At 70.3% G+C, this 13289-nt stretch carries 13 protein-coding genes; 3 read left to right on the top strand and 10 right to left on the bottom strand.

The features are described 5' to 3' along the window. From K4S16_RS00555 to K4S16_RS00545, 3 genes are read right to left on the bottom strand one after another with little or no spacing between them, the layout of a single operon-like run. On the bottom strand, positions 1-876 hold the full coding sequence (locus K4S16_RS00555; RefSeq protein WP_149256808.1) for a carbohydrate ABC transporter permease: 876 nt from the start codon (positions 874-876) through the stop codon (positions 1-3). Continuing rightward, a complete protein-coding gene (locus K4S16_RS00550; protein ID WP_149256807.1) occupies positions 873-1808 on the bottom strand; it encodes a carbohydrate ABC transporter permease in 936 nt (311 codons plus the stop codon). Before K4S16_RS00550 ends, K4S16_RS00555 begins: the two co-directional genes overlap by 4 nt. Continuing rightward, on the bottom strand, positions 1808-3076 hold the full coding sequence (locus K4S16_RS00545) for an ABC transporter substrate-binding protein (RefSeq protein WP_149256806.1): 1269 nt from the start codon (positions 3074-3076) through the stop codon (positions 1808-1810). Before K4S16_RS00545 ends, K4S16_RS00550 begins: the two co-directional genes overlap by 1 nt. Positions 3077-3635: 559 nt before the next feature. Between K4S16_RS00545 and K4S16_RS00540 the strand changes: the two genes are divergently transcribed. Next, positions 3636-4256, top strand: coding sequence for a TetR/AcrR family transcriptional regulator (locus K4S16_RS00540; RefSeq protein WP_235036478.1), 621 nt, complete (start codon positions 3636-3638; stop codon positions 4254-4256). Continuing rightward, positions 4253-6517 carry an alpha-glucosidase gene (locus K4S16_RS00535; RefSeq protein WP_149256805.1) on the top strand — a complete coding sequence of 755 codons (2265 nt, stop codon included), beginning with the start codon at positions 4253-4255 and terminating at the stop codon, positions 6515-6517. The genes K4S16_RS00540 and K4S16_RS00535 overlap by 4 nt, the downstream gene beginning before the upstream one ends. 461 nt (positions 6518-6978) lie before the next feature. Here the strand turns inward: K4S16_RS00535 and arsM are convergent, their stop codons facing one another. From arsM to K4S16_RS44210, 7 genes are all read right to left on the bottom strand, one after another. Continuing rightward, the gene (gene arsM, locus K4S16_RS00530; protein WP_200841602.1) at positions 6979-7800 is read right to left on the bottom strand and encodes an arsenite methyltransferase; all 822 of its coding nucleotides are present in this window, start codon (positions 7798-7800) and stop codon (positions 6979-6981) included. Beyond that, on the bottom strand, positions 7797-8288 hold the full coding sequence (locus K4S16_RS00525) for a DUF2306 domain-containing protein (RefSeq protein ID WP_149256804.1): 492 nt from the start codon (positions 8286-8288) through the stop codon (positions 7797-7799). The genes arsM and K4S16_RS00525 overlap by 4 nt, the downstream gene beginning before the upstream one ends. A gap of 220 nt (positions 8289-8508) precedes the next feature. Then, entirely contained in the window at positions 8509-8925 is a 417-nt protein-coding gene (locus K4S16_RS00520; protein WP_200841601.1) for a metalloregulator ArsR/SmtB family transcription factor, read from the bottom strand. 90 nt (positions 8926-9015) lie between these two features. Continuing rightward, complete coding sequence (locus K4S16_RS00515; RefSeq protein WP_149256802.1) at positions 9016-10080, bottom strand: ArsO family NAD(P)H-dependent flavin-containing monooxygenase; 1065 nt, start codon at positions 10078-10080, stop codon at positions 9016-9018. 3 nt (positions 10081-10083) lie between these two features. Beyond that, entirely contained in the window at positions 10084-10920 is an 837-nt protein-coding gene (locus K4S16_RS00510; RefSeq protein WP_149256801.1) for an MFS transporter, read from the bottom strand. 18 nt (positions 10921-10938) lie between these two features. Continuing rightward, a complete protein-coding gene (locus tag K4S16_RS00505; protein WP_235036477.1) occupies positions 10939-12612 on the bottom strand; it encodes an FAD-dependent oxidoreductase in 1674 nt (557 codons plus the stop codon). A 49-nt stretch (positions 12613-12661) separates the two neighbouring features. Then, positions 12662-12808 (bottom strand): hypothetical protein, encoded by a 147-nt coding sequence (locus K4S16_RS44210; protein ID WP_160160825.1) that lies wholly within the window; start codon positions 12806-12808, stop codon positions 12662-12664. 78 nt (positions 12809-12886) lie between these two features. Here K4S16_RS44210 and K4S16_RS00500 point away from each other — a divergent pair, with 78 nt between their 5' ends. Further along, a complete protein-coding gene (locus K4S16_RS00500; RefSeq protein WP_149256800.1) occupies positions 12887-13252 on the top strand; it encodes a metalloregulator ArsR/SmtB family transcription factor in 366 nt (121 codons plus the stop codon). The last annotated feature ends 37 nt before the right edge of the window (positions 13253-13289 follow it).

Genomic DNA, 13289 nt, shown 5'->3' with positions numbered 1-13289 from the left:
CTACTTCAGGCCCGCGGTCGCCACCGACCGGACGAAGAAGCGCTGGGCCACGAAGAACAGCACGAAGACCGGCAACTGGCTGATCACCGTCCCGGCCATCAGCCGCGGCCAGTCCGTCGCGTGCGCGCCCTGGAAGGTCTGCAGTCCGAGCTGGACGGTCATGTGCTCGGGACTCTGCACCGCGATCAGCGGCCAGAGGAAGTCGTTCCACGTCTGCAGGAACGTCAGGACCGCCAGCGTCGCGAGGGTGGGGCGCATCAGCGGCAGCATCACCTGGAACAGGATCCGCAGCCGTCCCGCTCCGTCGATCCGCGCCGCCTCCTCAAGTTCCCGCGGCACCGTCGTGAAGAACTGCCGCAGCAGGAAGACGCCGAACGCGGTCGCCAGGTTGGGCACGATCAGGGCGCCGAGCGTGTCGGTGAGCCCGACCGCCCGCACCATGATCAGCATCGGCAGCATGACGATCTGGAACGGCACCATCAGCGTGGCCAGCACCGCCACGAACAGGGCCCGGCTCCCGAGGAACCGGATGCGCGCGAAGGCGTACCCGGCCAGCGAGCAGAAGACCAGGTTGCCGGCCACGCAGCTGACCGACACCAGCGCGCTGTTGCCGAGCCAGTGCTCCAGCGGGGCGTCCCGCAGCGCCGCCGTGTAGTTCTGCCACCGCACGCCCGAGGGCAGCCCGGGCGGGAACCGCCGCGTCTCGGCCCTGGTGGAGATCGACAGCAGCACCATCCACAGCAGCGGCGACACCATGACCAGCGAGAGCGGCAGCAGGACCAGGTGCAGCGGGCTCGGCCGCCGCGACCGGGACTTCGCGGACGGGCGCGCCGTCGCGGCGCCCGTCCTCGCGGGATCCATCGTCGTGATGCTCATCGGGCCTCAGTGAGGGAGAAGCGGCGGTTGATCGCGAGCTGCAGCAAGGTCACCGCGAGGATCACCAGGAACAGCACGCAGCCGACCGCCGCGGCGTAGCCGCCGTCGAAGTCGACGAACGCCTTGTTGTACAGGTGGTAGACCACGACCGTGGTCGCGCGCAGCGGCCCGCCCTTCGTCGTGACGTACACCTCGTCGAACAGCTGCAGCGAGTTGATCGTCAGCCAGACCAGCAGGAATCCGGACGCGGGCGCCAGCAGCGGCAGCTCGACGTGCCGGAACGCGCGCAGCCGGCCGCAGCCGTCCAGCGACGCCGCCTCCATCAGGTCCTTCGGGACGGTCTGCAGCGCGGCGAGGTAGATGATGACCGCGAAGCCCAGCCACCCCCACACCGTCATGGCCAGCAGCGCGTACAGGGCCTCCCCTGGACTCTGGAAGAAGCCCTGCTTCGGCATCCCGGCCTTGGCGAGCGCGGCGTTGACCGGGCCGAACTGCGGGTTGAGCAGCCAGTTGAAGATGATCCCGGTGGCGACGGTGGAGGTGACCAGCGGCACGAACACCGCCATCCGGTACAGCGTGATCCCGCGGATCCGCTGGTTGAGCAGCACCGCGATGGGCAGCGCCAGCGCCATCGTCAGCGGCACGAACAGCACGGTGTAGACCGCCGACCGCTTGGCGGCCTGCCACATCAGCGGATCCTTCACCAGTTCCGCGTACTTGGCGCCGCCCGCGAAGGTCCCCGGCGAGGTCAGGTCGGTGTCCTGGAACGACAGCCAGAACGACCACAGCACCGGCAGCATGCCGAAGAGCCCGATCAGCAGGATCGCCGGGGAGACGAACCCCCAGCCGGCCAGGTGGTCGCCCAGCCGCCGCCGAGCCCGGCGCGGGCGTCCCTCTCGCGCGGTGTGCGCGGGCAGGGTGGTGGCCGCCATCAGGAGCCCGCCAGGATCCGGTCGACCTCGGCTGCCGCGTCCCGCAGGGCCGCCTCCGGCTGCTTCTTGCCCAGCAGCACCGCCTGGACGGCCGTCCCGAGAACCTGCGAGATCTGCGGGTACTGGGCGATGTTCGGACGGGACTTGGTGACGTTCTTTTCGAGGTTGTCGATGAAGACCTTGTTGTCCGGATACTTCGCCAGGTAGGCCTTGTACTCGGGCAGCCGCTGCTCCGAGGCGCGCAGCGGCAGGTCTCCCGTCTGCACCGCGTACCGCAGGTGGACCTGCGGAGAGGTCAGCCACTTCAGGAACGGCCAGGCGGCGTCCTTGGCCTTCTTGTCGAACACCATGTAGTTGTCGGGGCCGGAGATGGTGGCGTGGGTGACCTTGCCCGGCAGGTACTGGACGCCGTAGGAGACGTCCTCGTTGATCGAGCCGAGGTCCCACGGCCCGGTCCAGAGCATGGCGATCCGTCCAGAGTTGAACAGGTTGAGGTACTGCTGGTCGCCGGTGTCGAGGTACACGGACTTGTCGGTCACCGCCATGTCGGCCAGCAGTCGCATCGCCTGCCGCCCGGCCGGGGAGTCGAACGCGGCCTTCTTGTTCCCGGCGTCGAGCAGGTCGCCGCCCGCCTGCCACAGCAGGGCCAGGAACCGCCACACGGTGTCCTCGGTACCGTCGTTGACGTAGGCCCAGCCGTACTTGTTCCCCCCGGAGAGCTTCCTGGCCGCCTCCCGGAAGTCGTCCCAGGTCCAGGAAGGCTTGGGGTAGTCGACGCCGGCCGCGTCGAACATCTTCTTGTTGTAGACGAGGCCGAGGTTGTCCACCAGGGCGGGGATCCCGTAGATCTTGCCGGACGCGGTCGCCCCCTGACGGGCCGCCGGGAAGAAGTCGTTCCAGGCGAAGTCCGGGCTGCCGTTGACCAGCGGCGTCAGGTCCTGGGTCTGCCGGCGGCCGGTGAGCGCGGTGATCGACGAGCCGTACTGGTAGGCGACCGACGGCGCCTTGCCGGACACGAACGACGCCAGCGTCTTCTGCAGGGTGTTGTCGTTGTTGCTGAAGACCGGCTCCACCTTCCGGCCGGGGTGCGCGGCGTTCCACTCGCCGACCAGCTTGGTGATCGCGGCCGCCTGGGCGTCGGTGTACCCGTGCCAGAACGTGATCTTGTGTGCGCTTTCGCCGCCGGAACCGCAGCCCGAGCCGGACCCGGCCAGGAGGACGACCCCGGTGAACAGCGCGGTGATGCGGCGGCCGCTCGACTGCCTCATGATCGCCTCCAGATGATCGTGCTCGATTGTGCAGGTTGCGCGGCACTTTAGAACACAATCGCTCAGACGGCAAGGGAGCGTCGGGCAGATTGGGGGTTTGTGTACGGTAAGCCCGTCAATCAAGCATAAAGTTGCAGTTTTCCTGCACTGTCTTGCTGGCTTCGGCGCCGTCACTCCGCTGGCCGGGCACGTCGGCCCCCTCACCGTCATCACCGGACCTTGTCGATCGCCTCCGCCACGAACCACCTGCTCGCCGCCGCTCAGCACGGCCGGGGCCGTGTGACCGCAGTCGGGCCGGTCATCGGGATCCTCGCCCGCGACCGGATCACCGACCGGGTGCCGGCGAGTCGCGCCCGCCGGGGCGCCATCGGGCCGGCGATCGCAGCGGCCGTCATCACAGTCGGCAAGGGGTCGCTGGAGTTGGCTGAACCGGCACGGCCCCTTGATGAGCGGGCGACCTCATCGACGGACGCGGGGATGCCGGCCCGTCGGCCACAGATCCTTGACGGTGTGACAATCAACGTGAAAGTGTCCGCTTCGTGTTCGCGGAGATGAGCCGGTGAGGTCGGGGTCGCAGAACCGGTCGCGGCGGCCGGTCAGTGACAAAGCGGTTCTGGAGGCGGCGCGCGAGTGCCTGCTGACCGTCGGGATGCGCCGCACCACCATGGCCGACATCGCACGCCGGGCGGGGACGTCACGGCAGACGATCTACCGCCGCTGGCCCGATGTCCAGACGCTGGTGGCGGAGGTCATGACCGGACAGTGGCTGGCCGTGGTGGACGCCGTCCTGGACGGCGGTGACCGCCCGGGTGCCCGTGCGGAGATCGTGGACGTCCTGGTCGCGGTGGCCGCCGGGCTTCGTTCCGATCCACTTCTGAGGCGGATCGTGGAGGTCGATCCCGAGTTGCTGGTTCCTTACCTGTTCGACCGGCGCGGCGTCAGCCAGGACGTGATGCTCGACCGGATCGAGTCGATGCTTGCCGAGGGCCGCCGAGGTGGAACCGTGCGGGGACTGCCGTCAGGTGTGATGGCCCGGACGGTGCTGCTCACCGCGCAGTCATTCGTGTTGTCGGCGGCGACGATGGCCGACGGCGTCACGGTGGCGGAGCTCGACGACCAGCTCCACGACCTGCTGGACCGCTACCTCGCGCCTGGCGGCCGGGAAGGTGAATCGAGATGATGTTGCGCTCCAGATGGCTGGCCGGCCTGCTGCTGCCGATCGTTGTTCTCCCGCTGACGGCGTCCACGGCCGAGGCGGGCGTACTGGACACCCTGTCGCCGGGTTCGCTCACACTCGCGCCCGGTACTACGGGAAGCCTCGCGGCAGGCGGGTTCCGAGTGACGGTGAGCCGTCCCGGCGGGCAGGCTCGGCTGGCGGTGACCTCGGGCGGCCGCACCGTCTGGGCCGGTGTCCCCGGACGAGCGTTCGCCGCAGCTGGGCTGGGGCGGCTGTCGTGGCGCGATCGGACCGGCATGTTCACGCCGAGTGAGCTGATCGCCTGGACGCTGGCCGACCAGAGCATCGACCGCGTCGGCCGCTCAGGTGGGGACGTGGTGGTCGGGGGAACGCTCACAGGCGGCCCTCTGAAGGCCCCCTACCAGTGGCGTGTCTCCGCTGCCGGGCAGGGGCGCCTCGCTATGCACCTGGAGGTCGGCACGGTGACCGGCTCCGGAGTGCACCGCCGGCCCGATGTGGTGGCGCTGGCCTCCGAACGGGGAAGCGGCGAGCGGTTCCACGGGTTCGGCGAGCAGTTCACGTCGTTCGACCTGGCCGGCCGGCGGATCCCGGTCATCGTCCGGGAACAGGGCATCGGCCGGGGCCGTCAGCCGCTGACGGCGATGGTGGACCTGGTCTCAGGCCAGGGCGGTTCATGGGACACCACCTACGCCCCTATCCCCTTCTATGCGACCAGCTCCAACCGTGGGTTCGCGCTGACCGGCGGCCGTTACTCGGTGCTCGACCTGTCTCGGCCAGGCCTGGCGGTCGCCCAGACCTGGGGCCCACGCCAGGGCGCCGAGTTGTACGCCGGCGCCTCCCCCGCCGAGGTGCTTGCCGCGCATACCGCCTCGACCGGACGGATGGGCGCCCTTCCCGCATGGACGCGGGACGGCGCCGTCCTCGGCCTGCAAGGCGGTACCGCCAGGGTCCGCCGCATCGTGGACGAGATGTCGGCGTCCGGCACCAAGATCGCCGCAGTCTGGCTGCAGGACTGGTCCGGACAGCGCACGACGTCATTCGGTGACAGGCTGTGGTGGACCTGGCAGCTCGACAAGAACCGCTATCCCGGGTGGGACGACCTGGTCAAGGACCTGCACGAACGCGGCATCAAGGTGCTGACCTACGTCAACCCGTTCCTCGTCGACCCGCCCGGCGGATCAGGCGCCGCGCCAAGGAACCTGCTCGCCGAGGCCCGGGACCGCGGTTACCTGGTCGCCAGGGCCGATGGATCTCCGTACATGCTCGATCAGGGCGGTTTCTCGGCCGCGCTGGTCGACTTCACCAATCCGCACGCGCGCCTCTGGTACGCGCGGGCCATCGCCACCGAGGTCGCCGGGGCCGGAGTGGACGGCTGGATGGCCGATTTCGGCGAGGGTCTGCCGTTCGACGCCAAGCTGTACTCCGGCGACCCGGCCGAGCTGCACAACCGGTGGCCGATGGAGTGGGCGAAGGTCAACCGGCGCGCGTGCGAGCTGGCTGACCGGCCCGACTGCGTCTACTTCATGCGCTCGGCCTATACCGGCTCGGCCGGGCAGGCCCCGCTGTTCTGGGCAGGTGACCAACTCGTCGACTGGGATGCCCAGGACGGCCTGGCCTCAGCCCTGCGCGGAATGCTGTCGGGAGGGGTTTCCGGCATGACGTTGACCCACAGCGACATCGGCGGCTACACCGGCGTGGACACTCCGCTCGGGAACTACCACCGTTCCGCGGAACTCCTGCAACGGTGGGCCGAGCTGGCGGCCTTCGGAGTCTTCTTCCGCACGCACGAGGGCAACCAGCCCGCCAAGAACGCGCAGGTCTACGACACGGAGCAGAGCCGTGCCGCGTTCGCCCGGGCCAGCCGCATCTACGCAGCCCTCGCCGACTACCGCGCGACCGTGGAACGCGAAGCCGCCACCCGGGGACTGCCCGCTCTCCGGCACACCTGGCTCGTCCATCCCGGCAGCCCGGCCGCCGCAGCCGATGACCAGTTCTTCTTCGGCTCCGCCCTGCTGGTGGCGCCCGTCCTGAAGCCAGGCGCGTCGACGGTACCGGTCCATCTGCCGGCGGGGCGCTGGATCAACGTCTTCACCGGGCGTGCCTACGGTGACCGCGATCGGGCCGTGCAACTCATCGTGCCCGCACCGCTTGGCACACCCGCCGCCTTCGTCCGCCAGAGCGACCCGCAGGGAACCGAGATCCGCGCTGCCCTTCGGCGGGCCGAACTGGCCACACCGCCGTGACGGGATCAGACGGCGGGCGTGCCGGGTGCGACCCCCTACCACGTCGACACCCTGCCGCCGTCGATTCTGGAGACAGCGCCTGTCAGTTTCGCCCGGCCCGACACCAGCAGCACCACGAGATCGGCGACCTCCACGGGCAACCAGACGGGTCTGCAACGGCCCAATTGCAGTTCGCCACCGACCTCGACCGCCCCTTGATCGGGGCACTCACGATGATCGACCGCCCGTGTGAGCGCATCGGGAATCTGCGAAGCGTACGGTGGCTCCCGAAACCGGCTCCCGTGGCTTCCTGGCTGCAGGAGAGGAACCCGTGTCGTTCCGCGAGCAATGGACCAGCTGGAAGGCATCCCTGAACGCGTTTCAGATCGCCTTCGAGAGCCGCCTTACCTCACCCATCCGCTGCCAACCAAGACCAGCCGTTAAGTTGACACCCGGTCAGCGGGCCTCGGTCCAGACGCAGGTCAGTTCTCGGGTTTGGCGGCTTGAACGATCGCCGAGTGCGTTCCGTCGATGAGCTGCCGTGTGGGGGTGATCGTGACATCGGTGAAGCCGGCGGCGATCAGATGATCACGGTACTCGGCGAAGGTGAGGGCTCCCGCGATGCAGGCGGTGTGGCCGCCGCGCGCAGCACGGTCGTCCGGAGTCAGGTGGTTCTCGGCGACGACGTCGCTGATGCCGAGACGGCCGCCAGGCCGCAGGACCCGATGGGTTTCGGCAAAGACCGCGGGCTTGTCGGTGGACAGATTCACCACGCAATTGGAGATGACCACATCGACGTGGTCGTCGGGGAGCGGTATCTCTTCCATGTGGCCTTTGAGGAATTCCACATTGGCGGCGCCGGCCTCGCGCGCGTTGCGCCTGGCCAGTTCGAGCATCTCCTCGGTCATGTCCAGGCCGTAGACCTTGCCGCCGGGACCGACCCGGCGGGCCGACAGCAGGACGTCGATTCCGCCGCCCGACCCCAGGTCCAGGACAGTGTCGCCGTCGGCCAGTTCGGCGACCATGAGCGGATTTCCGCAACCGAGACTGGCGGCCAGCGCTTCTCTGGGCAGATGTGAGCGGTCGTGTTCGGTGTATCGGGCGGCCCCGAACCCCTGTTCGTCCAGTCCGGTGGGGACGGTACAGCAGTCGTCACCCTGGGACGAGTCGGAGCAGCAGCCGCCGGTTTGGGCGGTGACCGCTCGGGCGACGGCAGCGTAGTGGGCTCGGACCTGGTCACGCACCTGGCTGTCGTCCTTTGATCCGGACGGAGCGGCCATGTCGGTGTCATCTGGATCGATCATGGGGCGGCCTCCTCACGGAAGGTGGGATCCGGTCTAGTCGATGAGGGGTACCGGTGGAGTGCCCGTAGCAGCAGCGGCAGGCCGATCCCGGTGGGCAGGAACCAGAAGGTGATCGGAGGCAGCAGCTTCCAGAGCGGGAGCCGGGGGCCGTTGTCAACGTAGAAGGCGGTCAGCAAGGTGATGTAGGAGATCGCCATGGCGGCCATGTGGTGGCGCGGCCATCCGTGCCACCGCATCCGGCGGGCCGCGTACCCCGCGCCTGCGGAGGTGAGCGCCAGGGCTCCGAAGATCAGCAGGTAGGTGGTGCGGGGCCGGACGGCGGCGATGCCGGACGCGGTGACCGCGACGACGACCAGGGCGCCGAGGTAGACCCGGCCGCTGCGCGGGTGCCGACCCGGTCTTTTCGGCACGCGCATCGCAACGATCCCGGTGACGACGGCGGTAAGGCCGGCCGCAATGTGCACAACGATCACGCTGTCCAGCAGCATGGGTCTCACCCTTCGGGTCGCGCGGTGAGGAACACGGCCAGCAGGCCGGCGAGCAGAGCGGGCAGTTCTCCATCAGCAGATGGTCGGCGCCCGGCACGATCACCAGGCATTCGGGGTGCCCGCGCTTGCCGGCGACGTCGCGGCGCAGTCGCTCGGCTCAGAGGGGCGGGATGTCCATGTCCTCGGCCCCGCGGGACGCCGCCCGGTCAGACCGTTCCGCTCATGTCGGGTCATCACCGGCCACCGCCGTCTCCTCGGTCAGGCACAAGGCCAGGTCCAGCACGGCGGGGATGCAGGGGTCGGCGATCGAATAGAAGATCCGGTTGCCGTCCCGGCGAGCCGCCACCATGCCTCGGTCGGTCAGTCGCTGCAGTTGATTGGAGATCGCCTGCGGCCGCATCCCCACCTGCTCGGCCAGTTCCCCCACCGGCACCTCGCCGTCGCGATGGAGCGCGTGCAGCAATCTCAGGCGGGTGTCGTTGCCCAGCACCTTGAACAACACCACGAGCTGCGACGCCTGGAGTTGGTCGAGCAGCGGCCGTTCGGCCAGCGGCGGCTTGCCCGCCCGCGCCGGCAGGGTCAGCGCGGGTCCCGGTTCCAGTACCGAGGGGCAACACTCGGGTGTCTCGTCCTCCACAACTCCACTATGACACTGTCTTGTGTAATTGTGAACTGTCGCCGACATTCTGGAGCCACACGGAACCTGGCGTACGAGCTGCGACAGCGTCTACTCGGGGGCGAGTTGGGCGGTGATGTCGCGGACGGCGTCTCTTGCGGTTCTGCCTGCGCCGACCAGGGTGGCTGATCCGGGGCCGGTCCAGTCGCCGTAGCCGAGCAGGTGCAGCCGGGGTTCGGCCAGTGCCCGGGTTCCGCCGCCGGTCGGTATGTATCCCGTCCCGTCACGCAGGCCGAGCGGCGTGAGGTGGCTCAGCGCCGGCCGGAAGCCGGTGCACCAGATGATCGCGTCGCAGTCCTCGGTTCTGCCGTCGGGCCAGGCCACGCCGGTGGTAGTGAGGCGGTTGAACATCGGCTGTGCGCGCAGGAGGCCTCGGTCCCGGGCGTCGCGTACCGCGGGCACGGCGACGATGTCGCCCAGCCCGCCGATGCCGCCGGAGTCGGCGTGCCCGTCGCGGAGCCGGCGGATACGGCGGGTGGCCAGCTCGAACAGGGCGCGCCCGTCGAGGTCGTCGGGCAGGAATCGCGGCGGGCGCAGGGTCGTCCAGATCGTCGTCGCCTGCGAGGCCAGGTCTGCCGTGATCTGGGCGGCGGAGTTGCCCGTGCCCACCACGACGACCCGCTGCCCGTGGAAGTCCTCGGGCGTGCGGTACTGCACGGTGTGCAGTTGGCGGCCTTGGTAGTCGCCGCGGCCGGGATAGTAGGGCAGGTAGGGGCGCCACCAGGTGCCCGTCGCGCTGATGACGTGGCGGGCCCGCCAGGACGCGGTTGCGCTGTCCAGGCGGAGCAGTTCGCCGTCGCGGTGGACCGCCTCGATGCGCACCGGACGGTGTATCGGCAGGTCGTAGCGTTTCTCGTAGGCGGTCAGGTAGTCGACGACGTGCGCGGCGGGTGGGTAGCCGCGGTTCCATGGCGGCATAGGCCAGCCTGGCAGGGAGCTGTAGCGGGCGGGTGAGAACAGTCGGAGGGACGCCCACGTGTGCGGCCAGGCCCCGCCCGGCTCGTCCTGGGCGTCGAAGATGGCGAACTCCGCGCCGCTGCGGCGCAGGTAGAAGCCGGCCGCCAGACCCGCCTGACCGCCGCCGATGACGGCGACGTCCAGAACATCGGCACTCATGGGTTACTCCTCGTCTTTGCGCGGCGCCAGGCGCGCAGCGGGCCTTGCCGGCAGGGCGGCCGATCGGTGGCGTGCGGTGGTGGGGGCCGGTGCGGTGGCGACGGTGATGGGAGCGGCGAGGATTCCGGACAGGGCGCCGTAGGACGCGGTGCCCCAGCGGTCGGAGACGGCGGTCGCCTGGAGGAGAGCGGCGATCCCGTGGGTCGTCCCCGCCGGGAAGGCGACGGCGATGAGCAGCGCCACGGGGCCGGGGATGACGGCGAGGGCCGCGGTGGTGGCGGCCGACAGCGCGAGGATCCAGACGGTCCGTGCGCGGACGCTGGTGCGGTGGACCAGCGTCCGGTAGCCGAGGCGTCCGGTGACCTGGCCGATCCCGCCGAGCCCGAGCGCCCAGGCGGCAGTGGCGCTGGCGGCGCCCCGGGAGGTGAGCAGCGGGATGAGGTTGATCACCACCGCGTACATCGCGACGCCGGCCAGCAGCCAGGCTGCGGCGAACGCCCACAGGTTCGGGGCGGCGGCCACGGCCAGGACGGCGAGCACGGCCAGCACCGAGCCGCCGGTCATCAGGACGCGGGGGCCGTGCCGGCCCAGCGCACGGCCGACCGGGATGCCGCCCGGCGCGGCCGCGATCAGCGAAGCGGAGAACGCGGCGGTGATGGCCGCGATGGACCAGCCGGTGTCGCGGGTGACGGCCTGCGCCAGGACGGGGAAGGCGTAGTAGAGCACGCCCCAGCTGGTGATCTCGGTGACGCAGAGGGCGAGCAGCGGGACGCGGGACGCCGCGGTGCCGGCGGCGGAGGTGTCCGCCGACGGCACCGGAGCGGGAATGCCACGGCTCATCAGGTCGTCGGTGCCCCGTCAGGCGTCGCCGTGTTCGGATTCGCCGGAGTAGCCGTGCACGCGCCCGGTCGCGAACCCCAGGCCGGCGGGTGCGCCGATGCCGATGCTGACCGGTTCCGGGGCCGTGGGCCCGCAGCACGAGCCGCCGACGGATTCTGACTGGGCGGCAGGGGCGGGCGTGGCGTCGGTGGAGCACGACGTCCCGCAGCCGCCGTCCTGGTCGGCGGCGGCAGGCAGCAGGTCTTCGGTGACCAGGTTTGTGGAGCAGACACCGGTCTCGGGAAGGTCAAGCTGGACGGAGTCGGCGGCTTCGCGGTCGCCGGCGAGCGCGGCGACGATGGAGCGGACCTGCTCGTACCCGGTGGCCATCAGGAACGTGGGCGCGCGGCCGTAGCTCTTCATCCCGGCCAGGTAGAAGCCGGGCTCGGGGTGGGCGAGGTCGCGTTCACCGTGGGGTGGGACGGTCCCGCAGCTGTGGAAGTTCGGGTCGATCATCGGGGCGAGCTTCACCGGGGCCTCGGTCGCGGGGTCGAGCTCGACCCTCACCTCGCGCAGCATGTCCAGGTCGGGCCGGAATCCGGTCGCGGCGACCACGATGTCGGCCGGGAGGACGCGAGCGCCGTCCGGGGTCTGGCCTGTGACCTGCACAGCTCCGGCGGAGGCTCGATCGTCCCGCATCGCCAGGCCGGTGATGGTGAAGCTGCGGACCAGGTCGATCTCACCGTTGTCCACGGCCGCCTTCAGGCGGGTACCGAGCGCGCCGCGGGCCGGGAGGCCGTCGGCGTCGCCGCCGCCGTAGAGCCGGGCCACCGATGCGCCGCGCACCGCCCAGGTGACGCGGGTGCCCTGCTCGTTCTTGGCGAGTTCGGCCAGGGCGAGCAGGGTGTTGGCCGCCGAGTGCCCCATCCCGACCACCAGGGTGTGGCGGCCCGCGAAGCGGACACGGTCGCGGCCCAGCACGTCCGGCAGCGGGCCCGTGATGTGATCGGCGGCCTGGTCCTCGCCAGGGGCGGGCAGGCCCGAGTGGCCGAGCGGGTTGCCGCGGCCCCAGGTACCGGACGCGTCGATGACCGCGCGGGCGGCGATGTCCTCTACTGCGCCGTCAGGACCCACTGCGCGGACCAGCAGCGGACGCTCCTCGCGGCCGACCGTGCGGGTCACGTCCGCTCCCTGCCGGGTCACCGCCACCACGCGGGTGCCGGTGCGGATCCGGTCGGCCAGCGCGGGCACCGCCGCGAGCGGAGCCAGGTAGTCGCGGACGAGTTCTGCGCCCGTCGGCAGCGCCTCGGGGTCGGGCAGACGCCACCCGGTCGGCTCCAGCAGCCGCCGGGCGGCGGCGTCGGTGTCGTACCGCCAGGGCGAGAACAGCCGGACGTGCCCCCACTCCGAGATCGCCGCGCCCACTTCTCCCCCGGCCTCCACGACGAGGAAGTCCTGGTCGCGTTCGGCGATGTGGGCGGCGGCGGCGAGCCCGACCGGTCCCGCGCCGATCACCACGACGGGAAGGCCGCCGGGGTTCCCGTCCTCGACGCAGCCGCAGCCGGCGTCGGTCTTGGCCTGCTGGACGGTGACGTCCGGGTTCACGCTCTGCTCTGCCTCGGCGCAGCAGGCGCTGACACCACAGCAGCTGCTCGCACCGGTGGAGGCGTTCGGGGACGCGGCAGGCTCGGGTCGTCCGGTCTCGTCGTTCACGATGACTCCTTGTCCGTTCGGTAATGGGTGACGGCGCCGGGGAAGCTGCTCAGAGGCGGGCGCGGTAGGCGGCGGTGGTGACGCGGTCGACGTGTGCGGACGAGCGGCATGTGGGCGTGCACACCTGGTCGCAGGTCTCGCAGAAGGCGACGGCCTTGACGCGACGGCCAGTGATCTTGGAGAGCAACGTCCTCATCTCGGACTCCCTGTTTAGATGCTTGTCTAAGCAGACGCCAGTTTGCATCGCTGGATAGATGGATGTCAAATTAGAGACATGTCTAAGTTGCTGGAGCTCGAGGACGTGACCGACCCCGTCTGCTGCGCACCGTTGAGCGGGCCGACGTTGAGCGAGGCGGAGGCGGCCGGGCTGGCCAAGGTGTTCAAGGCGCTGTCCGACCCGGTGCGGTTGCGCCTGCTGAACCTGATCGCCTCGGTCGAGGGCGGCGAGGCGTGCGTGTGCGACCTGACCGGCCCGTTCGAGCTCACCGCGCCGACCATCTCCCACCACCTGAAGGTGTTGCGCCAGGCCGGGCTCATCGAGGGTGAACGGCGCGGCACGTGGGTGTACTACCGGGTGGTGCCGGACAGGCTGACCCGCCTGTCAGGCCTGTTCGCCCTGCCGGCCCTGGCACCGGCCTGACCCGCGCCCTGTCCCCCACGCCCCGACCAGACAGGCA

This window comes from Actinomadura sp. K4S16 (assembly GCF_008327685.1).
Lineage (GTDB): Bacteria > Actinomycetota > Actinomycetes > Streptosporangiales > Streptosporangiaceae > Spirillospora.
Note: the sequence above shows the minus strand (reverse complement) of the source record. Positions and strands in the feature narration are given on the sequence as shown.

Bases quoted from the DNA above. Each gene is read 5' to 3' on its own strand.
- K4S16_RS00555 (WP_149256808.1), bottom strand. From the start codon at position 876: ATGAGCATCACGACGATGGATCCCGCGAGGACGGGCGCCGCGACGGCG.
- K4S16_RS00550 (WP_149256807.1), bottom strand. From the start codon at position 1,808: ATGGCGGCCACCACCCTGCCCGCGCACACCGCGCGAGAGGGACGCCCG.
- K4S16_RS00545 (WP_149256806.1), bottom strand. From the start codon at position 3,076: ATGAGGCAGTCGAGCGGCCGCCGCATCACCGCGCTGTTCACCGGGGTC.
- K4S16_RS00535 (WP_149256805.1), top strand. From the start codon at position 4,253: ATGATGTTGCGCTCCAGATGGCTGGCCGGCCTGCTGCTGCCGATCGTT.
- arsM (WP_200841602.1), bottom strand. From the start codon at position 7,800: ATGATCGATCCAGATGACACCGACATGGCCGCTCCGTCCGGATCAAAG.
- K4S16_RS00525 (WP_149256804.1), bottom strand. From the start codon at position 8,288: ATGCTGCTGGACAGCGTGATCGTTGTGCACATTGCGGCCGGCCTTACC.
- K4S16_RS00515 (WP_149256802.1), bottom strand. From the start codon at position 10,080: ATGAGTGCCGATGTTCTGGACGTCGCCGTCATCGGCGGCGGTCAGGCG.
- K4S16_RS00510 (WP_149256801.1), bottom strand. From the start codon at position 10,920: ATGAGCCGTGGCATTCCCGCTCCGGTGCCGTCGGCGGACACCTCCGCC.
- K4S16_RS44210 (WP_160160825.1), bottom strand. From the start codon at position 12,808: ATGAGGACGTTGCTCTCCAAGATCACTGGCCGTCGCGTCAAGGCCGTC.
- K4S16_RS00500 (WP_149256800.1), top strand. From the start codon at position 12,887: ATGTCTAAGTTGCTGGAGCTCGAGGACGTGACCGACCCCGTCTGCTGC.